The following is a 23,694-nucleotide window of genomic DNA, read 5'->3' as shown; positions in this document are numbered from 1 at the left end:
CTGAGTCTGGAGGGGGCGTTGATTAAGGAAGTTCAGATGTTTGATTTTGCCACGCCTGTCGACCGCCACGGTACCTGGTGTACGCAATGGGATTACGTTGCCGACCGCTTCGGCGCAGCCGACCTGCTCCCCTTTACGATCTCCGATATGGATTTCGCCACCGCTCCCTGCATTCTTGACGCCGTCAGCAAACGCCTTGCTCACGGCGTCTTCGGCTATAGCCGCTGGAAAAACGATGAGTTTCTCGGCGCGGTGACCCACTGGTACGCCAGCCGCTTTCACTCCCCGATAGATCGCGACGCCATCGTATATGGCCCGTCGGTTATCTATATGGTGGCGGAGATGATTCGCCAGTGGTCCAGCCCAGGCGATGGCGTGGTGGTGCACACGCCCGCCTATGATGCCTTCTATAAAACCATTGAGGGCAATCAGCGTCAGGTCGCGCCGGTCCCGCTGACGCTGCAGGATAATCAGTGGCAGTGCGATATGGCCCTGCTCGAACAGACGCTGGCGCAACCGCGCAACACCGTGCTGCTGCTATGCAGCCCGCATAACCCCACCGGTAAAGTCTGGCAGCGCGAAGAGCTTGAGACGATGTCGCAGTTGTGCGAAAAACACGGGGTGAAGGTGATCAGCGATGAGATCCATATGGATATGGTCTGGGGCGAACACCGGCATACGCCGTGGTGCGACGTAGCTCGTGGCCCGTGGGCGCTGTTCACCTCCGGTTCCAAAAGCTTCAATATTCCGGCCTTTACCGGCGCTTACGGCCTGATCGACGATCCCCGCGCCCGCGAGCAGTATCTCACCGCCCTGAAGAGTCGCGACGGATTATCCTCGCCGTCGGTGCCGGCGCTGGTTGCCCATGTTGCCGCCTACCGGGAAGGAGCCCCGTGGCTGGATGCGCTGCGGGCCTACCTGCAGGACAATATGCGCTACATCGCCGGGGCGCTCAATCAGGCGTTCCCGCAGCTAAACTGGCAGCCGCCGCAGGCAACCTATCTTGCGTGGATCGATCTGCGCCCGCTGGGTATCGACGATCGCGCCCTGCAGAAAGTGCTGATCGAGGAACAAAAGGTGGCCATTATGCCGGGCTATACCTATGGCGAAGAGGGTGTCGGGTTCCTCCGTCTCAACGCCGGTTGCCCTCGCGAAAAGCTGGAGAAAGGCGTTAACGGGCTAATTGCCGCCCTGCGCGCGTTATCGTAGTCGCCCTGTCGCGCAGTTTCGGCTGCGCGACTGCTGTTTTCCCTGCCGTCCCCTATAAATCATCCCGCCGCCGGAAAGCCAGATACCCGGCCCCGAGGGTAAACACCCCGACAATCACCACCAGCAGAATAAAGCCGTGATGGTTACTCGAAAGCGGTATTCCGCCGACGTTCATGCCAAAAAAACCGGCCACGATATTGATGGGTAACGCCAGCACGGTGATCACCGTCAGGGTATACAGCGTGCGGTTGCTTTGCTCCATCTGCCGGGCGCTTATCTCCTCCTGCAGCAGGCTGATCCGCTCGGTCAGCCCGGAGAGATCGTTCAGCACCACGGTAAACTCCTCGGTGAACTGGCGGAACTCCTGCACCACGGCGCGATCGATCCACGCCGGCGGGCGGTTGAGCAGACGGAACATCGCCGCCGGTTCAGGTGCCAGCAGGCGCTGAAAGCGCAGCAGCATACGCCGCAGGCGCGCGAGGTCGGCCCGGTTGCGCTGCACATGGTTGCTGAGCAGGCGCTCTTCAATAGCATCGACGCGGCGACTGGCCTGCCTGACCACCTGCTCCAGCACCTCTTCCTGCTCTTCCAGCAAGAACGCCAGCAGCCCGGTTGACGCGTTCACCTTTAAGGTCGCCAGGCGCGGCAGCATCCATTCAATAAAACGCAGCGGTTTATAGCGGGCCGTCACCACCAGCGTCTGGCTGCAGTAAAGCCACAGGGTTGAGGTTTCCGCCGTCGCCTCTTTGGGGTGGAAAATGACATCGTTGAGCACGGCAAACAGGATCTCATCCTGACGTTCAATCCGCGTGGTATGGGAACCGTCGCGGATCTCTTCAAAGAAAAAGTCGTCAACGGGAAAATGACTGGTCAGCCATTTCTCAGCGGTGGCGTGATTGAGGTTCAGGTGGAGCCAGACAAAGTCATTCTCGCCGTCCAGTTGCTGATATCGGGCGCAGACCTCATGGGAGTTGATTTGCTGTGGAACCTGGCCTTCACGAAACAGGAACCCATGCACCAGTCCGGAGACTTCCAGATCAAAATCGGGTTTTAACATCTTTCCGGCGACATCTTGACTCATATATCCCTCAGGATTTCATCTGGCACTGTCAGAGCGAATAAAAGCATGTACACACCATCATCCAAGATGCGTCAGGCAGCAGAGGAACAAATCCCCAGCAGCATAGATAGCGATGTGACTGGGGTTGCTAAGTGCAGCCAACACAGAGGCAGCTTGAAGGATGACGGGTATATTTCGCCATTTTTCAGAGCCAGGCAAGGGTAATAATTTGTTCACAAAACGGACACCTGACTGACATCTCAGAGGCACCGGATGGCACATTAGCCCACCTGACGTCGTCACCGATACCGTTCCTCTTGATCCCGTCGAGCGTTTTAACGTCCTGAGCGGCGTATGATCGCCGTTCTTCAACCCCGTCCGGGGTGATTTACCTTCTGAGTTCAGAGGCATCTTTTATGACATGGCAACAATTCAAACAAGCCTACCTGGTGAAGTTCTGGGCGCCAGCGCCCGCGGTGATCGCCGCCGGTATTCTCTCCACCTACTATTTCGGCATTACCGGCACGTTCTGGGCCGTTACCGGTGAATTTACCCGTTGGGGCGGGCAATTACTGCAGCTTGTCGGCGTCCATACCGAACAGTGGGGCTATTACCAGCTGATCCACCTTGAAGGCACGCCGCTGACCCGCATCGACGGCATGATGATCCTCGGCATGTTCGGCGGCTGTTTTGCCGCCGCGCTATGGGCCAATAACGTCAAACTGCGCCTGCCGCGCAGCCGCATCCGCATTTTTCAGGCGGTGGCCGGCGGGATCATCGCCGGGTTTGGCGCGCGCCTGGCGATGGGCTGTAATCTCGCGGCCTTTTTTACCGGTATCCCTCAGTTTTCCCTGCACGCCTGGTTTTTTGCCATCGCCACGGCGATCGGTACCTGGTTTGGCGCCCGCTTTACCCTGCTGCCCATTTTCCGCATTCCGGTCAGGATGCAGAAAGTCAGCGCGGCGTCACCGTTAACGCAAAAACCCGCCCAGGCGCGACGCCGTTTCCGCGCCGGAATGCTGGTGTTCTTCGCGATGATCGCCTGGGGCCTGCTGACCGCCATCGACCGGCCAAAGCTGGGCCTCGCGATGCTGTTTGGCGTCGGGTTCGGTTTGCTGATTGAGCGCGCGCAGATCTGCTTTACCTCGGCGTTCCGCGATATGTGGATCACCGGGCGCACCTATATGGCGAAAGCGATCATCTTCGGAATGGCCGCCAGTGCGATTGGGATTTTCAGCTACGTCCAGTTGGGCATGGAGCCTAAAATCATGTGGGCTGGCCCTAATGCGGTTATCGGCGGCCTGCTGTTTGGGTTCGGCATCGTGTTGGCCGGCGGTTGCGAAACCGGCTGGATGTATCGCGCCGTTGAAGGCCAGGTCCACTACTGGTGGGTGGGGCTGGGCAACGTGATTGGCTCAACGATTCTGGCCTATTTCTGGGATGACCTGTCGCCTGCGCTGGCGACAAACTGGGATAAGGTCAACCTGCTGACCACCTTTGGTCCGTTCGGCGGCCTGCTGGTCACCTACCTGCTGCTGTTTATCGCCCTGATGCTGGTCATCGCCTGGGAGAAACACTTTTTCCGCCAGAAGTCGCTTGCTACCGTTAACGCTAAGGATGCCGCATGAAAAATATCGTGCCCGATTACCGCCTCGACATGGTGGGTGAACCCTGCCCCTATCCGGCCGTGGCAACCCTTGAGGCGATGCCTTCGCTCAAAAAGGGAGAGATACTGGAAGTGGTCAGCGACTGCCCGCAGTCGATCAACAACATTCCCCAGGATGCCCGGAACTACGGCTATACGGTTCTGGATATCCAGCAGGACGGGCCAACTATCCGTTATTTGATCCAAAAATAAGCCCTGACTCAGGCCGGGCCGGGCGCTGTCCGCAACCGGCCTGCCCCTCTCCGCCTCACAATCATGATATTCTGCAATAAAAGTAAAATACTGGTTTAATTAACTGGAAATATACATCATGGAAGCCTAAAATTTCACTCTCGGGATAATACACAGGCATTATCATTAGGAGTAATACTTCTATACTGATATTGACAACCGCCCGATACGCCTTAAGGATGAGGAACAGAAGCCACCATGCCGTATACTTTTCGCTCCGTTATTAACCTGTTGATGGGGGAAGTCATGCAGGGAAATGTCGCATTATCTGCCTTCCGGCGCCTGCTGAGCCACTTTAGCGGACAGGTCATCTAATATGGACCACACCACGGTTTCCCTGCGCTCTCGCTATATCAATATGCTCACCATCATTCTGACGACGGCGATATTCATTGGATTCATCATGCGTGAATATCGCGATCTGCAAAGATACATGGGCTATGTGGCGGAAAGCGGCGAGTCCGCGCTTTCCCATGCCGAATACATCAACCAGCATATGGCGCTGCAGCTCTCGAGGGCCTTTTCTACCGCCCCGTTAATGTCCGACGGGCAAAATGACAAAACCCGTGCGGTTTGCGAGGATCTCGAATCGGTAAACGGGGTTTCCGGCCTCAATCTGACCCACCAGACCTTCAAGGGGTTAAGCGGTACCTTACAAACCCGCAATCCCGATTGTCATATCTGGGGGCGCGACGTTTCCGCCCTCTCCATCATCCAGAGCGACTATAATCAGTCGGCGTCAAAATATGCTTTTTCTAATTACCGGGGGTATGTTTTTCATAACACCAAATATTATATCGATCTGGCCAATAACTATATTTACATTAACAAAATCATTGATACCAACCAGTATCGCTTTGATAACTGGTTAGTTCGCGATGATAACCTGATCGATATCACCCGCAGCGCCCATATTATTAATATCGACCCCAGCGCGCTCAATGATTTACTGCACGGCGAAAATATCACCTCACATATTTATCGCGATGGTTATACTAAGAAAAATATTATCAGCATGTTAACCCCGGTGTTTCAGAATGGCATGATCAAAGGGGTTATCGTGACCGATGTTAATATTGACGATCTTGCCACTTCGTTTTATACCGCTGACCGACCGGTGCTCTGGCGTTTTTTATCACTGTACGTCACCGACCGTTCCACCGGCGACGACATTTACTTCCATCACTCGACAATAAAAACCTTCAATATTATAAAACATAAAGAGAACCTGACTCCGTTCTATGTTTTAAATATTAAAATGGATTTGCTGTATTTTGCCCTCAATAACCTGTGGCTGGCGGTCCTTTACATCCTCAGTACCTGGCTGCTGTGCCGCTACACCAAAACACAAATGGCCCGCCACGCCATGCTGTCAAAAGATAACGTCACCGACACCCTGACCGGCCTGTACAACAGAAAAGTGCTCAACGATGCGCTGGACCGCAAGATAGGGACCGCACTCGGTAAAAACATCCCGGTAACCGTGGTATCCATTGACAGCGACGGTCTGAAAAAAATCAATGACACCCGCGGGCATGATGTGGGTGACAAGGTCATTCAGCTATTAGGCCAGGCCATCGAACAATCTATTCGTAAAAGTGATTACGGCATCCGCCTCGGTGGCGATGAGTTTATCCTGATCCTTATCGATACGCCGTACCTTAAAAGTCTGGAAATCATCGCCAGAATTAAGGCGCATTTAGAGCATACCGATACAGACAAACTGGTGGCGTTTTCACACGGCAATCATCAGATGGATCCCGACGATTCACTGGAAACGGCGATAAAAAAATCCGACAAGCTGCTGTATGTACAAAAAAGAGACAAGTACCGCTAAGATTCGCCAGCAAGAATTAGCAGGACGGCACAGGCGATGATGATATATATCATTATCGCCGCTAATCCCCATTTGCGCGCCGCTGTGAGCATCAAACGAATAGTCGCTGCCGATTCTTTGATACTTTTAAATGATTAAACAGATGTTGTATAATGATGTGCACTTTACCTAAAAATGAGTGCGACCATGATTGATTCGACTTTGCCATTAACCGACATTCATCGCCACCTTGACGGCAATATCCGTGCCCAAACTATTCTCGATCTTGGCCGCCAGTTCAATATCGCGCTTCCGGCAACCTCACTTGATACCCTGATCCCCCACGTCCAGGTCACCAGCAATGAACCTGACCTCGTGAGTTTCCTCGCTAAACTGGACTGGGGCGTAAAAGTCCTCGCCTCGCTGGAAGCCTGCCGCCGTGTGGCCTATGAAAACGTCGAAGATGCCGCGCGCAACGGCCTGCACTACGTTGAATTGCGTTTTTCCCCGCGCTACATGGCGATGACCCACCAGCTGCCGGTCGACGGCGTGGTCGAGGCGGTGATTGCCGGCGTCCGCGAAGGCTGCCGCGACTTTAACGTCGATGCCCGTCTGATCGGTATTCTGAGCCGCACCTTCGGCGAAGCGGCCTGCCAGCAAGAGCTGGACGCCCTGCTGGCCCATCGCGATGGCATTACCGCACTCGACCTGGCCGGGGATGAACTCGGTTTTCCCGGCGAGCGTTTCACCGATCACTTCACCCTCGCACGCGACGCCGGCTGGCGCATTACGGTCCACGCGGGTGAAGCTGCGGGTCCCGAGAGCATCTGGCAGGCCATTCGTGAGCTGGGCGCGGAACGTATCGGTCATGGTGTGAAAGCCGTTCAGGATCCGGCGCTGATGGACTACCTCGCCGAGAAACGCATTGGCATCGAGTCCTGCCTGACCTCCAACATTCAGACCAGCACCGTGGCGTCCCTGGCGCAGCATCCGCTGAAAACCTTCCTCGAGCACGACGTTTTGGCGTCGATCAATACCGACGATCCTGCGGTTCAGGGCATCGATATTATTCACGAATATACCGTCGCGGCGCCGGCTGCGGGCCTGAGCCGTGAGCAGATTCGCCAGGCGCAGATCAATGGTCTGGAACAGGCGTTTCTGAGCCCTCAGGAAAAAATCGCGCTGATTGAGCGTGTTAAAGTGGCTTGACCGATTGCCCGGCAGACCATCTGCCGGGCTAAATCAGCGACAATGTGGCGCGGTGTTTTGCCGATTCCAGCCCCAGCTCAATTAATTCCATTATCTGAATCGCCTGACTGGCGGGAACCGGATTCTCACCATTGCCGTTCAGCGCATCACGAATCGCCGCATAATAGGCCGGATAGTTGCCCGGTACAGTCAGCCAGCTCTCTTCATGGCGTTCTTCCCCCTCCGCGCGGGTCAAAATGCCGTCACGCATATCGTAGCCCCAATCCTCCTGGGGTAGACGTTCGCCGTTTTTCAACCGCGCTTCCTGCGGATCCAGGCCGTATTTCACATAGCTCGCCCGGGAACCGTGGACGATATAGCGTGCAGTTTCTGCTGCCGCCAGCAGCGTACCGTGCAATACCACGCGGCGCTGGGGATAGACCAGCGTCGCATGAAAATAGTCGGTCGCCTGCGCGCCAGGGCGCAGCTGTGCTAAATCAACGTGGATGCTGACCGGCAGACCAAACAGATTGACTACCTGATCGAGAAGATGCGGCCCAAGATCGTACCAGATCCCGCTGCCGGGGCCTCCCTGTTCACGCCAGCGCTGGCGAACCTGCGGGCGGTAGCGGTCAAAATGCGATTCGAAATAGCACACCTCGCCCAGCTGTCCTTCATTAATCAGCGACTTCACCGTCAAAAAGTCGCTGTCCCAGCGGCGGTTATGAAATACCGACAGCAGTCTGCCGTCGCTTTTAGCCATCGCCTCTAATGCCCGAGCTTGTGACAGTGTCACCGTAAACGGTTTATCGACGACAACATGCTTACCCGCCGCCAGCGCGGCCTGAGCCAGCGGGAAATGGCTATCGTTGGGGGTTGGGATCACGATCAGATCAAGATGAGGGTCGCTCAGTAAACTGGCGGCATCGGCGACGACGCGCAGCGCGGGCCAGTCGGCATGCACTTTCGTTGCATCACTGCTGGAGACCGCGGCCAGGGTCATTCCCGGCGTGCCGCTGATTAATGGCGCATGAAAGGTTTTACTGGCATACCCGTACCCTATGATACCGACCTGAATATTGTCACTCATCGTCTCACCCCCGTTCAGCGGTAGATTTCGCCCTGCCTGTTAACTATAAGATGCATTTTATTTATTAGCTTTCCTAATGTATTATCGCTGTTCATCTTTACGACAATCGTGACAATTCTTCCAGGTAGTTCTTGCGTTGCTGTCGTCGTTTAGTAACATTTAGCTCTGCTTTAACTTTTAATTTTAGAATTATGTCGAACGTTTTAAACAGAATTGTAGAACTTATCGGATGGGTTGTTTTCGGGGTTTCCGCCCTGCTTCTGGTTATCGCGCACCACATTGATAACTACCAGTCACCGCCTCCGGCTAATGTTGTGACCACCAACGTTCAGCCTCACTAGTGCGTCATCCCTGCTGACGGGAAACAGTGACCCACTTCGCAGTTGTGCAACCGGTTTCTGAAACCGGTTGCACAACTGCGAACACATTCATACACTCTCTTTATCATTTGATAAGGAGTTTTATCATGTCCGCATTTCCACAACAGTTCCTTTGGGGCGCTGCCACCGCAGCCTATCAGGTTGAAGGCGGTCACGACGCTGACGGCAAAGGCCCGTCAATCTGGGATATTTACGCCCATCAGCCGGGAGCGACGTTTGAAAACACCAACGGTGACGTCGCCGTGGATCACTACCACCGCTTTCGCGAAGACGTTGCGCTGATGGCGGAGATGGGCCTGCAAAGCTACCGCTTCTCTATCTCCTGGCCGCGCTTGCTCCCTCAGGGACGTGGCGAAATCAATGAAGCGGGGGTTCAGTTTTATAGCGATCTGATCGATGAGCTGCTGGCCCACAATATCGAACCCATGATCACCCTCTATCACTGGGATCTCCCGCAGGCGCTGCAGGATGAAGGGGGCTGGGAAGCACGCAGTACCGCCGAAGCATTCGCTGAGTATGCCCGCCTGTGTTACGCCCGCTACGGCTCCCGGGTAAAACTGTGGGCAACCTTTAACGAGACCATTGTCTTTATTGGACATGGTTATATTAATGGTTGCCATCCGCCGGCCGTTCGCGACCCGGCCCGCGCCATTCAGGCATGCCACCACGTGTTCATCGCCCACGCCCTGGCGGTAAAATCATTCCGTGAATCCGGTATTAACGGCGAGATTGGTTTCGTTAACGTGCTCCAGCCGCACACTCCGCTCACCGATAGCGAAGCCGATCGCCAGGCTACCGCCATGGCCGACGCAGTGCATACCCACTGGTTATATGACCCGGTATTAAAAGGCCACTATCCCGAGGAGCTGCTGCAACAGACCCAGGCGCTGTGGGGCGTGCCGCGCTTCGCGCCGGAGGATGACGCCCTGCTGCGTGAAAGCCGCTGCGACTTTATCGGGCTCAATTACTATCGCCGTGAAACCGTCTCGGCCGAGCCACAGGAAGGCCTGAGCGGCGGTGAACCTGGCGTGGATGGACTGTTTCATTTCGTGCGTAACCCGCAGAGCACCTATACCGAATGGGGCTGGGAGATCTGGCCGCAGGGGTTAACTGATGGGATTATGATGATTAAGGAACGCTACGGCGATATTCCGATTTATATCACCGAAAATGGTTTAGGGGCCAAAGACCCGATTATTGATGGCGAGATTGTCGATGATCCGCGCATTGACTATCTGAGCAGCCACATTACTGCGCTGGAAAAAGCCATCGAGGCCGGTGCCGACGTCCGCGGTTATTATCCGTGGTCCTTTATTGATCTGCTGAGCTGGCTTAACGGTTATCAAAAACAATATGGCTTTGTGTACGTTGACCATCAACAGAACCTTGCCCGCAAACGTAAGAAGAGCTTCTTTTGGTACCAAAACCTGATTGCCACCCGAGGCGAACAGCGTTAATCTTCCCCACCAGGCGCCGTCCGGCGCCTGTTCCGTCTCTGGAAAACTCTTAATTATCTTTTTGCTACCTCCGGAACGAAATCAGTTCTTGTTTTTCGTCATGGCAACCGAAATAATTCGGCGCAGCCCCATCAAGAAGGCTCGGTGGTTGGACGCTGATTTATTAAGCGCAGAAATTATTCGTCTTATTTATACCCAAAATAATTCGAATTGCTTGTCGGTGGCAAAGCTGTAAATCCCCAGAAGCTCACTCAGGTAAGTGACTGGAGTGCACGGATGCAGCCAGCACCCAGGCAACTTGAAAGATGAAAGGTATATTCCGATTATAAAATGGAAACGCAAATGACCGTTCAGGATTACTTATTAAAATTTCGAAAAATCAGTTCGCTTGAAAGCCTTGAAAAACTTTTTGACCACCTTAACTATTCCCTGACCGACACCGTGGAGATCGTCAATATGTATCGCGCCGCCGATCACCGCCGGGCGGAGCTGGTTTCTGGTGGGAAATTGTTCGACATCGGCCAGGTGCCGAAATCCGTTTGGCGTTACGTGCAATAAATCCTGTTCTCAACCATGCCAGTTGCTTATACTCCCGCCCTTCATTTCATCGAAACCGGGAGAAATAATGTCTTCTCAATCTGCTGAACGTATCGGCGGGTGGCTGCTGGCCCCACTGGCATGGCTACTGGTGGCATTGCTGAGCACGTCGTTGTCGCTGCTGATATTTGCTAACGCGCTGATGTCCTCCCGGACCTTTGCCCTGTTGTCGGAAATGAGCACAGGCCACCTCCTGCTGTGGGTCGGCTCGCTGCTGTTTGCCATCGGCATGTGGTACTACACCCTGTGGCTAACCTTTGCCTTTTTCAAACGACGGGCGCTGGTGCCGAAGCATTACATTATCTGGCTGCTGGTTTCTTTGCTGCTGGCGATAAAAGCGTTTGCCTTTTCACCGATCACCGATGCGATGGCCCTGCGCCAGCTGGTGTTCCCGCTGCTTGCCGCGGCGCTGTTGGTGCCTTACTTCAAACGTTCCAAACGGGTTAAGCGAACTTTCGTGAATTCGTAATACCCACACAGTTAACCTGTTGTCGCCGGTATCGATTTATTCGATAATAGGCGGCTTTTTCTGTTTTCAGGTCGAGTTGATGGCTGATTATTTACTGCTCTTTATTGGTACTGTCCTCGTTAACAACTTCGTTCTGGTGAAGTTTCTTGGATTATGCCCCTTTATGGGGGTCTCCAAAAAACTGGAAACCGCGATGGGGATGGGGCTGGCCACCACGTTTGTGATGACCCTGGCCTCCATCAGTGCCTGGTTGATTGATACCTGGATCCTGATCCCGCTCAATCTGATTTACCTGCGCACGCTGGCCTTTATTCTGGTCATCGCCGTGGTCGTGCAATTTACCGAAATGGTGGTTCGCAAAACCAGCCCGGCGCTGTATCGCCTGTTAGGCATTTTCCTGCCGCTGATTACCACCAACTGTGCGGTGCTCGGCGTGGCGCTGTTGAACATAAACCTCGGCCATAACTTCCTGCAGTCCGCACTGTACGGCTTTGCCGCCGCGGTCGGCTTCTCATTGGTCATGGTGTTGTTTGCGGCAATCCGCGAGCGACTGGTGGTGGCGGATGTCCCCGCACCGTTTCGTGGTAATGCGATTGCCCTGGTGACAGCGGGCCTGATGTCGCTGGCATTTATGGGCTTTAGTGGTTTGGTGAAGTTGTAATATGAGTGCTGTCTGGATAGCGGTGATCGCCATCAGCCTGCTGGGGCTGATTTTCGGCTTGATTCTGGGATACGCCTCCCGCCGCTTCAAAGTAGAAGATGACCCGGTGGTTGAAAAAGTCGATGAACTGCTCCCGCAAAGTCAGTGCGGTCAGTGCGGCTACCCGGGCTGCCGCCCCTATGCCGAAGCCGTCGGTACCCAGGGCGAGAAAATTAACCGTTGCGCCCCTGGCGGCGAAGCGGTGATGCTGAAAATCGCGGCCTTGTTAAACGTCGATCCGCAACCCATTGATGGCGATGAGCAGGCGCAGGAACCGGTGCGTATGCTGGCGATTATCGACGAGAACAACTGTATCGGCTGTACCAAATGCATCCAGGCCTGCCCTGTCGATGCGATCCTTGGCGCCACCCGCGCCATGCATACCGTGATGAGCGATCTGTGTACTGGCTGTAACCTCTGCGTCGCGCCGTGTCCGACGCAATGTATAGAAATGGTGCCGGTCGCGACGACCACTGAAACCTGGAAATGGGATCTTCACACTATTCCGGTACGCAATATTCCTGTGGAACAACATGTTTAAGTTATTCTCCGCATTCAGAAAAGACAAAATCTGGGATTTCAATGGCGGCATTCATCCGCCTGAAATGAAAAGCCAGTCTAACGCGACGCCACTGCGCCAGGTTCCCCTGCCACAGCAATTTGTCATCCCGCTTAAGCAGCACATTGGTGCCGAGGGTGAGCTGTGCGTAAAACCGGGCGATCGGGTATTGCGTGGCCAGCCGCTGACCCGCGGCTGGGGTCGAATGCTGCCGGTGCATGCGCCGACCTCCGGCGTGGTGAGCGCCATTGCCCCGCACTCAACTGCCCACCCCTCCGCGCTGGCTGAAATGAGCGTGATTATCGATGCCGATGGCGAAGACCGCTGGATCGAGCGCGACGGCTGGAGTGATTATCAGAATAAGAGCCGTGAAGCGCTGATTGAGCGCATCCATCAGTTCGGCGTTGCCGGTCTTGGCGGTGCAGGCTTCCCGACGGGTATCAAATTACGCGGCGGCGGCGACAATATTGAAACCTTGATTATTAACGCTGCCGAATGCGAGCCGTACATTACCGCCGACGATCGCCTGATGCAGGACTGCGCGGCACAAATTATTGACGGCATCCGCATCCTGGCCCACATATTACAGCCCCGTCAGGTCCTGATCGGCATTGAAGATAATAAACCGCAGGCCATTTCGATGCTGCGAGCCGTGTTATGCGACGCCCACGGCATTGAGCTGCGGGTCATTCCGACCAAATATCCGTCAGGCGGTGCCAAGCAGCTGACGCAGATCCTCACCGGCAAACAGGTTCCCCACGGCGGGCGCTCCTCCGACATCGGCATTTTGATGCAAAACGTCGGAACAGCCTACGCGGTGAAACGCGCGGTGATCGACGGCGAGCCGCTCACCGAACGTGTTGTCACCCTGACCGGCGAATCAGTTACCCGTCCTGGCAACGTCTGGGCGCGACTGGGTACGCCGGTGCGCCACCTGCTGGAAAATGCCGGTTTTTGCCCGAGCGCAGAGCAGATGGTAATCATGGGCGGCCCGTTGATGGGGTTCACCCTGCCGTGGCTGGACGTTCCGGTAGTGAAAATCACCAACTGTCTGCTGGCGCCCTCCGTCGATGAAATGGGCCAGGCCGAAGAAGAGAAAGGCTGCATTCGCTGTAGCGCCTGCGCCGACGCCTGCCCCGCTGACCTGCTGCCTCAGCAGCTTTACTGGTTCAGCAAAGGACAACAGCACGACAAGGCAACGAGCCATAACCTGGCCGACTGTATTGAGTGCGGCGCCTGCGCCTGGGTCTGTCCGAGTAATATTCCGCTGGTGCAATACTTCCGCCAGGAAAAAGCGGAGATTACCGCCATCCGTCAGGAAGAGAAACGCGCGGCGGAAGCCAAAGCCCGATTTGAAGCACGCCAGGCACGACTGGAGCGTGATAAAGCCGCACGCCAGGAACGACACAAGCAGTCCGCGGTACAGCCGGCAGCCAAAGATCAGGATGCCATTAACGCCGCGCTGGCCCGGGTACGCGACAAACAGCGCGATGCCGCGCAACCGATTATCATCCAGGCCGGCACAAAACCAGACAACAGTGACGCCATCGCTGCACGCGAGGCACGGAAAGCCGAGGCCCGCGCTCGCAAGGCCGAGCAGCAGAACGCACCGCAGGCTGACGCTCAACCGGTGACCGAAGCCGCCGTTGACCCGCGTAAATCCGCCGTCGAAGCGGCAATTGCCCGCGCTAAAGCCCGCAAGGCCGAGCAGCAAAACGCGCCGCAGGCTGACGCTCAACCGGTGGCTGAAACCGCCGTTGACCCGCGTAAATCCGCCGTCGAAGCGGCAATTGCCCGCGCTAAAGCCCGCAAGGCCGAACAGCAGAACGCGCCGCAGGCTGAGGCTCAACCGGTGACCGAAGCCGCCGTTGACCCGCGCAAAGCCGCGGTCGAAGCGGCAATTGCCCGCGCTAAAGCCCGCAAGGCCGAGCAGCAGAGCGCACCGCAGGCTGAAGCTCAGCCGGTGGCTGAAATCGCCGTTGACCCGCGCAAAGCCGCCGTCGAAGCAGCAATTGCCCGCGCTAAAGCCCGCAAGGCCGAACAGCAGAGCGCACCGCAGGCTGAAGCTCAGCCGGTGGCTGAAATCGCCGTTGACCCGCGCAAAGCCGCCGTCGAAGCCGCTATCGCCCGCGCTAAAGCCCGCAAGGCCGAACAGCAGCAAGAGCAACATCCGCCAGCCGCCAACGACGATCCGCGCAAAGCTGCGGTCGCCGAAGCAATCGCCCGTGTTCAGGCCAGGAAAACATCCAGGCAGGCAGTTAACGAGGAATAAATGGTTTTCAGAATCGCAAGCTCCCCTTATACCCATAACCAGCGTCAGACCTCACGGATAATGCTGCTGGTGTTGCTCGCGACCGTTCCCGGTCTGGTGGTCCAGACCTGGTTCTTTGGTTGGGGTACCGCTATACAGCTTATTCTGGCAGCCCTGACGGCCTGGGGGACGGAAGCCGGGATCCTCAAATTGCGCAAACAGAATATTGCCACCACCCTCGCCGATAACTCCGCGCTGCTGACCGGCTTGCTGTTAGCCATCAGTATTCCGCCGCTGGCCCCCTGGTGGATGGTGGTATTAGGCACCGCCTTTGCCATTATCATCGCCAAGCAGTTGTACGGCGGGCTGGGCCACAACCCGTTTAACCCGGCGATGATTGGTTACGTGGTCCTGCTGATTTCATTCCCGGTGCAGATGACCTCGTGGCTCCCGCCCCATGATATTGCCGCCACCATTCCGGGCTTCACCGACGCCCTGCAAGTGATCTTTACCGGCCATACCGCCAGCGGTGGCGACATCAATACCCTGCGAATGGGCATTGACGGGATAAGCCAGGCCACGCCGCTCGACACCTTTAAAACCTCGCTGCGTGCCGGACATGAAGTCAAAGAGATCATGCAGTACCCTATTTTCGGCGGAGTACTGGTGGGGCCGGGCTGGCAGTGGGTCAATCTCGCCTATCTGGCCGGCGGCCTGTTCCTGCTGTGGCAGAAAACCATCCGCTGGCATATTCCGCTCAGCTTCCTGCTCAGTTTGACCCTGTGCGCCACTCTCGGCTGGCTGTTTTCCCCGCAAAGCCTCGCCGCGCCGCAGATTCACCTGCTGTCTGGCGCCACCATGCTGGGGGCATTCTTTATTCTGACGGATCCGGTCACCGCCTCCACGACCAACCGTGGTCGCCTGATTTTCGGCGCCCTCGCCGGCCTGCTGGTGTGGCTGATCCGCAGTTTTGGTGGGTATCCGGACGGCGTGGCATTCGCCGTACTGCTGGCAAACATCACCGTTCCGTTGATTGATTACTACACGCGCCCGCGCGTTTATGGCCACCGCTGAGGATTGATGATGTTAAATAGCATGCGCAAACACGGGATCACGCTGGCGCTGTTTGCCGCCGGTACCACCGGGTTGACCGCAGCCATCAATGCGCTGACGAAATCGACCATTGATGAGCAGGCGGCCACGCAACAAAAAGCGTTATTCAATCAGGTTCTGCCTGCCGAGCGCTACACTAACGATCTGCTGCAAAGCTGTTTTCTGGTGGCGGAGCCGTCGCTCGGCAAAGGCCAGCATAAGATCTGGATTGCCAAAAACCAGGATGCTCCGGTCGGGGTCGTCATGGAAGCCACCGCGCCGGATGGTTACTCCGGCGCCATTCAGCTGCTGGTCGCGGCCGATTTTAAAGGTACTATCCTCGGCACCCGCGTGACCGAGCATCATGAGACCCCAGGCCTGGGGGATAAAATTGAGTTACGCCTGTCGGACTGGATCACCCACTTTGCTGGTAAAGTGATCCACGGCGCGAGCGACAGCCATTTTGCGGTCAAAAAAGACGGCGGCGATTTTGATCAGTTCACCGGCGCCACCATCACCCCACGTGCGGTGGTCAACGCCGTGAAGCGCGCCGGTTTGTATGCCCAGACGCTGCCGGCACAGATTCCCGAACTTACCCCCTGCGGAGAGTAGACCATGAGCGAAGTCAAAGAGGTCATTGTTCAGGGGTTGTGGAAAAACAACTCCGCCCTGGTGCAGCTGCTCGGCATGTGCCCCCTGCTCGCGGTGACGTCAACCGCCACCAATGCGCTCGGGCTGGGTCTGGCGACGACGCTGGTATTGACGCTGACCAACCTGGCTATCTCCAGCCTGCGCCGCTGGACACCGGCCGAGATCCGTATCCCCATTTACGTGATGATCATTGCCTCGGTGGTGAGCGTGGTGCAGATGCTGATTAACGCCTACGCCTTTGGCCTGTATCAGTCTCTGGGGATTTTTATCCCGCTGATCGTCACCAACTGTATCGTGGTCGGCCGGGCGGAAGCCTTTGCCGCCAAAAAAGGGCCAGCCCTGTCGGCGCTGGATGGTTTCTCCATTGGAATGGGGGCCACCTGCGCGATGTTTGTGCTGGGGTCGCTGCGCGAGATTATCGGCAACGGTACCCTGTTCGACGGGGCAGACAGCCTGCTGGGCAGTTGGGCTAAAGTGCTGCGCATTGAGGTGTTCCACACCGATACGCCGTTCCTGCTGGCGATGCTGCCACCGGGGGCGTTTATTGGTCTGGGAATGATGCTGGCGGTAAAATACCTTATTGATGAGCGCACTAAGCAGCGTAAAGCCAAAGCGGTTGCGGCAACACCTGCCGCGCCTGCGGATGCACACACGGAAAGTCTGGGATGAACAAGAGCAAGCGTCTGGAAATCCTCACCCGGCTGCGGGATAACGACCCGCACCCGACCACAGAACTCAATTTCACCAGCCCGTTTGAGCTCCTGATTGCGGTGCTGCTGTCCGCCCAGGCCACCGACGTCAGCGTGAACAAGGCCACGGCAAAGCTCTACCCGGTGGCGAACACTCCGGCGGCGATGCTGGAGCTGGGCGTCGATGGCGTCAAATCGTATATCAAGACCATCGGCCTGTTTAACAGCAAAGCGGAAAATGTCATTAAGACCTGCCGGATCCTGCTCGAACAGCATCATGGCGAGGTTCCTGAAGACAGAGCGGCGCTGGAAGCCCTTCCCGGCGTGGGCAGGAAAACCGCCAACGTGGTGCTGAACACCGCGTTTGGCTGGCCGACGATTGCGGTCGACACGCATATCTTCCGCGTTTGCAATCGGACACAATTTGCCCCCGGCAAGAACGTTGAACAGGTTGAGGAAAAACTGCTAAAGGTGGTTCCTGCCGAGTTTAAAGTCGACTGCCATCACTGGCTGATTCTGCACGGCCGCTATACCTGCATTGCCCGCAAACCGCGCTGTGGCTCCTGCCTGATCGAAGATTTATGCGAGTTTAAAGAGAAAGTCTATTCCTGAGCGCCAGTGCAGAATCATGACCATGAAATAATAGTGGTTCTGCGCTTAACGCCTCCGCCCTGCCTTTAACACCAATAATTATCTACTTTGCAGAAGAATTAACCGGCTATATAACGCACAGCCAGGTTAATCATTTTTTATGTAGCAAAAATTTCTATACATTTGTGATCCAGATCACCTTAGCAACCTGATGTTAAATTTTTGTTTCTTTGATGATAATGAAATCCAGCATTTGCAATACCAGAGCCGCAGTCGTCAGGACAATACCCCATCTATTTTTAGGATTATGGGCTATATCACTAGATTCAAGGCTTATCAGCAGAACATATCGCCGTTATCCAATGTTTTTCGTAAGACGACAGATAAAAATGTCACCAATACCTAAAAGATGAAATTTAACTCTGCATAACATTTAAATGACTGGCGTATTATAACGCCTGAGATATATGTAACAGAGTATTACAAACCCCTTGCCTGAATGGTCAGGATAGTGAACATTACTTCCCGTTTTCCCTCCAGAATAACTATAAAGGCGGCGGTCTTCTCAGATTGCGCCCCGAACACCCCCCGTTAATATGGGATGTAAAAAAAGAGGTATATGTGTCAACTGCAAACAATAAACCAGCAGAAAGCGTGAGTTTGAACGCTTTCAAACAACCGAAATCGTTCTATCTGATCTTCTCGATCGAATTATGGGAGCGTTTTGGTTATTACGGCCTGCAAGGGATCATGGCCGTTTACCTGGTAAAACAGCTGGGTATGTCAGAAGCGGATTCTATTACACTCTTCTCCTCCTTCAGTGCACTGGTTTATGGCCTTGTCGCTATCGGCGGCTGGCTGGGTGACAAAGTCCTCGGCACCAAACGTGTCATCATGCTCGGCACCATCGTGCTGGCAATTGGTTACGCGCTGGTCGCGTACTCCGGTCATGATGCTGCAATCGTGTATATGGGTATGGCGACTATCGCCGTCGGTAACGGCCTGTTTAAGGCTAACCCGTCCTCCCTGCTTTCGACCTGTTATGAGAAAGACGACCCGCGTCTCGATGGCGCATTTACGATGTACTATATGTCCATCAACATCGGTTCGTTCTTCTCGATGCTGGCTACTCCGTGGCTGGCGGCGAAGTTTGGCTGGAGCATCGCCTTCTCTCTGAGCTTCGTCGGGATGCTGATCACCCTCGTGAACTTTATGTTCTGCAAAAAATGGGTGAAAAACTACGGTTCTAAACCTGACTTTGCACCGGTTCACTACGGCAAACTGCTGGCAACCATCGTCGGTGTAGTCATCCTTGTGGTGATTGCTACCTGGCTGCTGCACAACCAGGGTATTGCCCGTATGGTGCTGGGCGTGGTTGCGCTGGGTATCGTGATTATCTTTGCTAAAGAAGCCATGGGCATGCAAGGCGCCGCACGACGTAAAATGATTGTGGCCTTTATTCTGATGCTCCAGGCGATCGTCTTCTTCGTGCTGTACAGCCAGATGCCGACCTCCCTGAACTTCTTCGCAATCCGTAACGTTGAGCACGCTATTCTGGGTATCAGCTTCCAGCCGGAGCAGTTCCAGGCGCTGAACCCGTTCTGGATTATGATCGGCAGCCCGATTCTGGCCGCTATCTATAACAAGATGGGCGACCGTCTGCCGATGCCGCACAAATTTGCTATCGGTATGGTGCTGTGCTCGCTGGCGTTCCTCGTGCTGCCGCTGGGCGCGAAATTCGCGACCGACGCCGGTATCGTCTCCGTTAACTGGCTGATTCTGAGCTACGCGCTGCAGAGTATCGGTGAGCTGATGATCTCTGGTCTCGGCCTGGCCATGGTGGCTCAGCTGGTTCCTCAGCGTCTGATGGGCTTCATCATGGGTAGCTGGTTCCTGACCACCGCTGGCGCGGCAATCATCGCCGGTAAAGTAGCAAACCTGATGGCGGTACCGGAAAACGTAACCGACCCGCTGCAGTCCCTGGCGGTCTATGGTCACGTGTTCCTGCAGATCGGTATCACGACCGCCGTTATCTCTGTGCTGATGTTTGCCTTCGCACCGAAGCTGAACCGCATGACTCAGGATGACGACACCGTCGCTAAAGCTCGCGATACGGCTACCGTCTAAGCGCTTCGGGAAAACCAATAAATTTAGGCCGCTAACGTTTTGTTAGCGGCTTTTTTTTTACCCCTGGGCTAACATACAGAAAACTGCAGCCACGAGGAGTTACTGATGAAACTGTTCTACAAACCCGGTGCGTGTTCCCTTGCCTCACATATCGCCCTGCGCGAAAGTGGACTGGATTTCACTTTGCAAGGCGTTGATCTGATGCATAAACGCCTGGAAAACGGTGATGATTATCTGCAGATCAACCCCAAAGGCCAGGTACCGGCGCTGCTGCTTGACGACGATATCCTGCTCACCGAAGGCGTTGCTATCATGCAGTACATTGCAGACCAGGTCCCGGACCGCCAGCTGCTGGCACCGGTTGGCTCCGTTGCCCGTTACCAGACGCTGGAGTGGCTCAACTACGTCGCAACCGAGCTGCACAAAGGCTTCACGCCGCTGTTTCGCCCGGACACCCCAGAAGACTACAAATCGACAGCACGTGCTCAGCTGGAGAAGAAGCTGCAGTATATTGATGGCTCGCTTGCCGATAAGCAGTGGCTGAACGGTCACCGTTTCACCATCGCCGACGGCTATCTGTTTACGGTGCTGCGCTGGGCGTATGCGCTGAAGTTAGATATGACAGGCTACCCGCATATTGCGGTCTGGATGCAGCACATGGCGGCGCGTCCATCGGTTGCCGCGGCACTGGCGGCAGAAGGGCTTCAGTAAGGCGAGAAGAACTGCCCGGCGCAATACCGGGCAGTTAACGAGGTTTACAGCGGTGTCGCGCTGAAGTGCTGCTCCGGCAGCGCAATACGATCCTGCGCGGCAACGACCTGCAGTTCATACTCCTGCATATTTTTGGTCGTCAGCATGATTTCATAGACCGCGGCGGTCACATGTTCCAGCGCTTCACGCAGCGTTGCCCCCTGCAGCAGCTTAACCAGCAGCAGTCCGCTGGTCACATCCCCCACGCCTACCGGCTGACGCAGGCCAAAATCCACCAGCGGGCGGCTGATATGCCATGCTTCGTCGTGCGTCACCAGCAGCATTTCAAAACGATCCATGCTGCGACCCGCGCGAGCGAGATGTTTCACTAACACCACCTGCGGCCCCTGGGCGATCAGTTCGCGTGCGGCGGCCACGGCTTGCGCAACGTTCGCTACCGGATGACCGCACAGGATCTCCAGTTCAATCAGGTTTGGCGCAATGATATCACTTGCCGGCAGCGCATGACGGACATGAAACTCCGCCACGCCAGGCGCCACGATACAGCCTTTCTCCGGATGACCCATCACCGGATCGCAGAAGTATTTCGCCGCCGGATTGGCCGCCTTCACCTGACGCACAATCCCGAGAATATGCTCGCCCTGTTCGGCAGAGCCCAGATAGCCGCTGAGGACCGCATCACAACGCTGCAGCTGATCAATATCCGCAATCCCCTGGACTATCTCGGTGAGATGCGCAGGCGGCATCACACACCCGGTCCATTTCCCGTACTGGGTATGATTGGAAAATTGTACGGTATTAAGGGGCCAGACGTTCGCGCCCAGGCGGCGCATCGGAAATTCTGCGGCACTATTGCCGGCGTGGCCAAACACAACGTGGGACTGGATGGCGAGGATGTTCTTCATCTTGGGTACCTGACAGCAAAAAATAAGGGGCGTGGTTTCCCACGCCCCTGCCTTTACGCAATTACTTCCAGCAGACCAGACAGTAATTTTTCTTACCGCGACGCAGTAAGGTATAGCGGCCAAACAGGCGGTCGCTATCGGTGAAGACATATTCCGGGTCGGACTGTTTTTCACCGTTGATGGTGACCGCATTGGAGGCGATGGTTTTACGCGCCTGGCCACGAGATGGCTGCAGCTCGGAATCCACCAGCGCCTGCATGAGATCGGCACCGCTGTCCATTTCAATCATCGGTACGCCATCCTGCGCCAGCTGTTCGAAGTCAGCTTCGCTCAGGTCGCTCAGGTTGCCGTTGAACAGGCTTTCAGTAATGCGTTTGGCGGCGATCAGGCCTTCTTCGCCATGCACCAGGCGGGTCACCAGCTCGGCCAGCACGTACTGGGCACGTGGTGCCTTACCGCTGTTCTTGTCTTCTTCTTCCAGGGCATTGATCTCAGCCATGTCCATAAAGGTGAAGAACTTGAGAAAGCGATAAACATCGGCATCCGCGGTGTTAATCCAGAACTGGTAGAATTTGTACGGGCTGGTTTTCTTCGGATCCAGCCAGACTGCGCCACCTTCCGTTTTACCGAACTTGGTACCATCTGCTTTGGTGATCAGCGGCACGGTCAGACCAAAGACCTGGTTCTGGTGCAGACGACGGGTCAAATCGATACCCGAAGTGATGTTGCCCCACTGGTCGGAACCGCCAATCTGCAGCGCCACGCCGTGCAGTTTGTTCAGGCACGCGAAGTCATAACCCTGCAACAGGTTATAGGAGAATTCGGTAAACGAGATGCCCTGATCGTCACGGTTCAGACGCTGCTTAACCGCTTCTTTGTTGATCATCTGGTTGACGGAGAAGTGTTTGCCGATATCACGCAGGAAGGTCAGCACGTTCATGCCGCCAAACCAGTCGTAGTTATTCGCGGCAATCGCGGCGTTATCACCGCAATCAAAGTCGAGGAACGGTGCGACCTGCTTACGGATTTTATCTACCCACTCCTGCACGGTATCTTCGGTGTTGAGTTTACGCTCGGCGGCTTTGAAGCTCGGGTCACCGATCAGACCGGTTGCGCCTCCCACCAATGCCACGGGTTTATGGCCTGCCTGCTGGAAGCGTTTCAGGCATAACAATGGAACAAGATGCCCCAAATGCAAGCTGTCAGCGGTAGGATCGAAGCCGCAATAGAGCGCGATCGGGCCTTGCGCCAGTCGCTCTGCTAACGCTTCCTCGTCCGTCACCTGGGCTACCAGCCCCCGCTCTTGCAATTGTTTAATCAAGTTACTGCTTGCCATCAAATTCTCCATGTATAAAACGACTGCACCTTTGCCGGTACACGACTTTTCGCCAGACGCGAAAAAAGACATCTCTTCTGCAAAATCATTCACGATACGCCAGGGCGACAAGCAGCGCAGGCCAGAAAATCACCGGATTAGCGGGTGCGGCCCACCACGACGCAGCATGAAAAATGAAGGCTATAGAATAAAGCGCCAGCCCATCGAGCACCAGCGCTTAACACAACAAATTTCCGGGATTACGGAGCCAGGCGGTCGATTTTCCACGCGTCATGGTCGCGCTGGTATAAAAAACGATCGTGCAGACGGTGTTCACCGCCCTGCCAGAACTCCATCTGATCGATAGAGATGCGGAATCCCCCCCAGAAGCTCGGCAACGGCACTTCGCCCTGCTGGAATTTCTGCTTCAGTTCGAGGAATTTGCTTTCAAGAATACCGCGGGCCGAAATGCGGCTTGATTGCTGGGAAACCCAGGCGCCGATCTGGCTGTCGCGCGGGCGACTGTGGAAATATTTCACCACTTCGAGGGTCGACAGGCGTTCGGCTTTGCCGACCACCATCACCTGACGCTCCAGCATATGCCACGGGAACAGCAGGCTGACATGCGGATTTTTTTCAATCTGGTGCGCTTTGCGGCTGCCGAGGTTGGTGTAGAACACCAACCCTTTTTCGTCATAGTGCTTAAGCAGCACGATTCGCTGCCAGGGTTGGCCGTTTTCATCAACGGTGGCGACAACCATTGCCGTTGGATCCGCCAGTCGGGCGTCACAGGCCTGGCGAAGCCAACGCTCAAACAATGCTAGCGGTTCAGCGGGAAGATCGTGGCGACGCAGGCCACCACGGGTGTACTCTCGGCGCAGATGCGCGATTTGCTGCAGATCATCGTTATCAGACATGGCACTGAAGAAAGTTGTCATCG

23 protein-coding genes are annotated in these 23,694 nt (G+C 55.6%); 18 read left to right on the top strand and 5 right to left on the bottom strand.

Annotated features, from left to right (window positions below):
* Window positions 1-36: 36 nt before the first annotated feature.
* Complete coding sequence (locus tag HF679_RS05150) at window positions 37-1,209, top strand: MalY/PatB family protein (RefSeq protein WP_154143908.1); 1,173 nt, start codon at window positions 37-39, stop codon at window positions 1,207-1,209.
* A gap of 52 nt (window positions 1,210-1,261) precedes the next feature.
* Here the strand turns inward: HF679_RS05150 and HF679_RS05145 are convergent, their stop codons facing one another.
* Window positions 1,262-2,290: a CorA family divalent cation transporter gene (locus tag HF679_RS05145; protein ID WP_123754566.1), complete on the bottom strand. Its 1,029-nt coding sequence runs from the start codon at window positions 2,288-2,290 to the stop codon at window positions 1,262-1,264.
* Between the two features lie 395 nt (window positions 2,291-2,685).
* Here HF679_RS05145 and yedE point away from each other — a divergent pair, with 395 nt between their 5' ends.
* The 4 genes from yedE (at window position 2,686) to add (ending at window position 7,191) form a co-directional block, all read left to right on the top strand.
* Entirely contained in the window at window positions 2,686-3,897 is a 1,212-nt protein-coding gene (gene yedE, locus HF679_RS05140) for a selenium metabolism membrane protein YedE/FdhT (protein ID WP_123754567.1), read from the top strand.
* Window positions 3,894-4,127, top strand: coding sequence for a sulfurtransferase-like selenium metabolism protein YedF (gene yedF / locus HF679_RS05135; RefSeq protein WP_123754568.1), 234 nt, complete (start codon window positions 3,894-3,896; stop codon window positions 4,125-4,127). The genes yedE and yedF overlap by 4 nt, the downstream gene beginning before the upstream one ends.
* A 355-nt stretch (window positions 4,128-4,482) precedes the next feature.
* Window positions 4,483-6,003: a diguanylate cyclase DgcJ gene (gene dgcJ / locus HF679_RS05130; protein ID WP_187042677.1), complete on the top strand. Its 1,521-nt coding sequence runs from the start codon at window positions 4,483-4,485 to the stop codon at window positions 6,001-6,003.
* A gap of 186 nt (window positions 6,004-6,189) precedes the next feature.
* A complete protein-coding gene (gene add / locus HF679_RS05125; protein WP_123754570.1) occupies window positions 6,190-7,191 on the top strand; it encodes an adenosine deaminase in 1,002 nt (333 codons plus the stop codon).
* Window positions 7,192-7,219: 28 nt separating this feature from the next.
* On the opposite strand, the gene HF679_RS05120 is transcribed toward add, so the two are convergent.
* Entirely contained in the window at window positions 7,220-8,260 is a 1,041-nt protein-coding gene (locus HF679_RS05120) for an oxidoreductase (RefSeq protein WP_123754571.1), read from the bottom strand.
* Between the two features lie 191 nt (window positions 8,261-8,451).
* Between HF679_RS05120 and blr the strand changes: the two genes are divergently transcribed.
* The 13 genes from blr to gstA all read left to right on the top strand — a co-directional run bounded on the left by blr (window position 8,452) and on the right by gstA (window position 20,534).
* On the top strand, window positions 8,452-8,601 hold the full coding sequence (blr, locus tag HF679_RS05115) for a division septum protein Blr (protein WP_123754572.1): 150 nt from the start codon (window positions 8,452-8,454) through the stop codon (window positions 8,599-8,601).
* Between the two features lie 125 nt (window positions 8,602-8,726).
* Window positions 8,727-10,097: a GH1 family beta-glucosidase gene (locus HF679_RS05110; RefSeq protein ID WP_187042676.1), complete on the top strand. Its 1,371-nt coding sequence runs from the start codon at window positions 8,727-8,729 to the stop codon at window positions 10,095-10,097.
* Window positions 10,098-10,439: 342 nt separating this feature from the next.
* Window positions 10,440-10,655 carry a transcription modulator YdgT gene (gene ydgT, locus HF679_RS05105; RefSeq protein WP_123754574.1) on the top strand — a complete coding sequence of 72 codons (216 nt, stop codon included), beginning with the start codon at window positions 10,440-10,442 and terminating at the stop codon, window positions 10,653-10,655.
* A gap of 67 nt (window positions 10,656-10,722) precedes the next feature.
* A complete protein-coding gene (locus HF679_RS05100; protein ID WP_123754575.1) occupies window positions 10,723-11,163 on the top strand; it encodes a DUF2569 domain-containing protein in 441 nt (146 codons plus the stop codon).
* Window positions 11,164-11,242: 79 nt separating this feature from the next.
* On the top strand, window positions 11,243-11,824 hold the full coding sequence (gene rsxA, locus HF679_RS05095) for an electron transport complex subunit RsxA (protein WP_123754576.1): 582 nt from the start codon (window positions 11,243-11,245) through the stop codon (window positions 11,822-11,824).
* Between the two features lies 1 nt (window position 11,825).
* Window positions 11,826-12,404 carry an electron transport complex subunit RsxB gene (gene rsxB, locus HF679_RS05090; RefSeq protein ID WP_123754577.1) on the top strand — a complete coding sequence of 193 codons (579 nt, stop codon included), beginning with the start codon at window positions 11,826-11,828 and terminating at the stop codon, window positions 12,402-12,404.
* Entirely contained in the window at window positions 12,397-14,694 is a 2,298-nt protein-coding gene (rsxC, locus tag HF679_RS05085) for an electron transport complex subunit RsxC (protein WP_187042675.1), read from the top strand. The genes rsxB and rsxC overlap by 8 nt, the downstream gene beginning before the upstream one ends.
* Window positions 14,695-15,747 carry an electron transport complex subunit RsxD gene (gene rsxD, locus HF679_RS05080; protein ID WP_187042674.1) on the top strand — a complete coding sequence of 351 codons (1,053 nt, stop codon included), beginning with the start codon at window positions 14,695-14,697 and terminating at the stop codon, window positions 15,745-15,747. It abuts the gene before it with no gap.
* A 9-nt stretch (window positions 15,748-15,756) separates the two neighbouring features.
* A complete protein-coding gene (rsxG, locus tag HF679_RS05075; RefSeq protein ID WP_123754580.1) occupies window positions 15,757-16,377 on the top strand; it encodes an electron transport complex subunit RsxG in 621 nt (206 codons plus the stop codon).
* A gap of 3 nt (window positions 16,378-16,380) precedes the next feature.
* Complete coding sequence (locus HF679_RS05070; protein ID WP_154145294.1) at window positions 16,381-17,085, top strand: electron transport complex subunit E; 705 nt, start codon at window positions 16,381-16,383, stop codon at window positions 17,083-17,085.
* Window positions 17,082-17,717 carry an endonuclease III gene (nth, locus tag HF679_RS05065; RefSeq protein WP_123754582.1) on the top strand — a complete coding sequence of 212 codons (636 nt, stop codon included), beginning with the start codon at window positions 17,082-17,084 and terminating at the stop codon, window positions 17,715-17,717. Before HF679_RS05070 ends, nth begins: the two co-directional genes overlap by 4 nt.
* Before the next feature lie 600 nt (window positions 17,718-18,317).
* On the top strand, window positions 18,318-19,823 hold the full coding sequence (dtpA, locus tag HF679_RS05060) for a dipeptide/tripeptide permease DtpA (protein ID WP_123754583.1): 1,506 nt from the start codon (window positions 18,318-18,320) through the stop codon (window positions 19,821-19,823).
* 105 nt (window positions 19,824-19,928) lie between these two features.
* Window positions 19,929-20,534, top strand: coding sequence for a glutathione transferase GstA (gene gstA / locus HF679_RS05055; protein WP_123754584.1), 606 nt, complete (start codon window positions 19,929-19,931; stop codon window positions 20,532-20,534).
* Between the two features lie 44 nt (window positions 20,535-20,578).
* On the opposite strand, the gene pdxY is transcribed toward gstA, so the two are convergent.
* The 3 genes from pdxY to pdxH all read right to left on the bottom strand — a co-directional run bounded on the left by pdxY (window position 20,579) and on the right by pdxH (window position 23,671).
* A complete protein-coding gene (gene pdxY, locus HF679_RS05050) occupies window positions 20,579-21,439 on the bottom strand; it encodes a pyridoxal kinase PdxY (RefSeq protein WP_154145297.1) in 861 nt (286 codons plus the stop codon).
* A gap of 61 nt (window positions 21,440-21,500) precedes the next feature.
* On the bottom strand, window positions 21,501-22,775 hold the full coding sequence (gene tyrS / locus HF679_RS05045; RefSeq protein WP_123754586.1) for a tyrosine--tRNA ligase: 1,275 nt from the start codon (window positions 22,773-22,775) through the stop codon (window positions 21,501-21,503).
* A 239-nt stretch (window positions 22,776-23,014) separates the two neighbouring features.
* Window positions 23,015-23,671 (bottom strand): pyridoxamine 5'-phosphate oxidase, encoded by a 657-nt coding sequence (gene pdxH, locus HF679_RS05040; protein ID WP_123754587.1) that lies wholly within the window; start codon window positions 23,669-23,671, stop codon window positions 23,015-23,017.
* Between the last annotated feature and the right edge of the window lie 23 nt (window positions 23,672-23,694).

Source organism: Enterobacter sp. JUb54 (genome assembly GCF_014298075.1).
Classification (GTDB): Bacteria; Pseudomonadota; Gammaproteobacteria; order Enterobacterales; family Enterobacteriaceae; genus Klebsiella; species Klebsiella lignicola.
The sequence above is the reverse complement of the archived record's forward strand: the minus strand, read 5'-3'. Positions and strand labels throughout refer to the sequence as shown.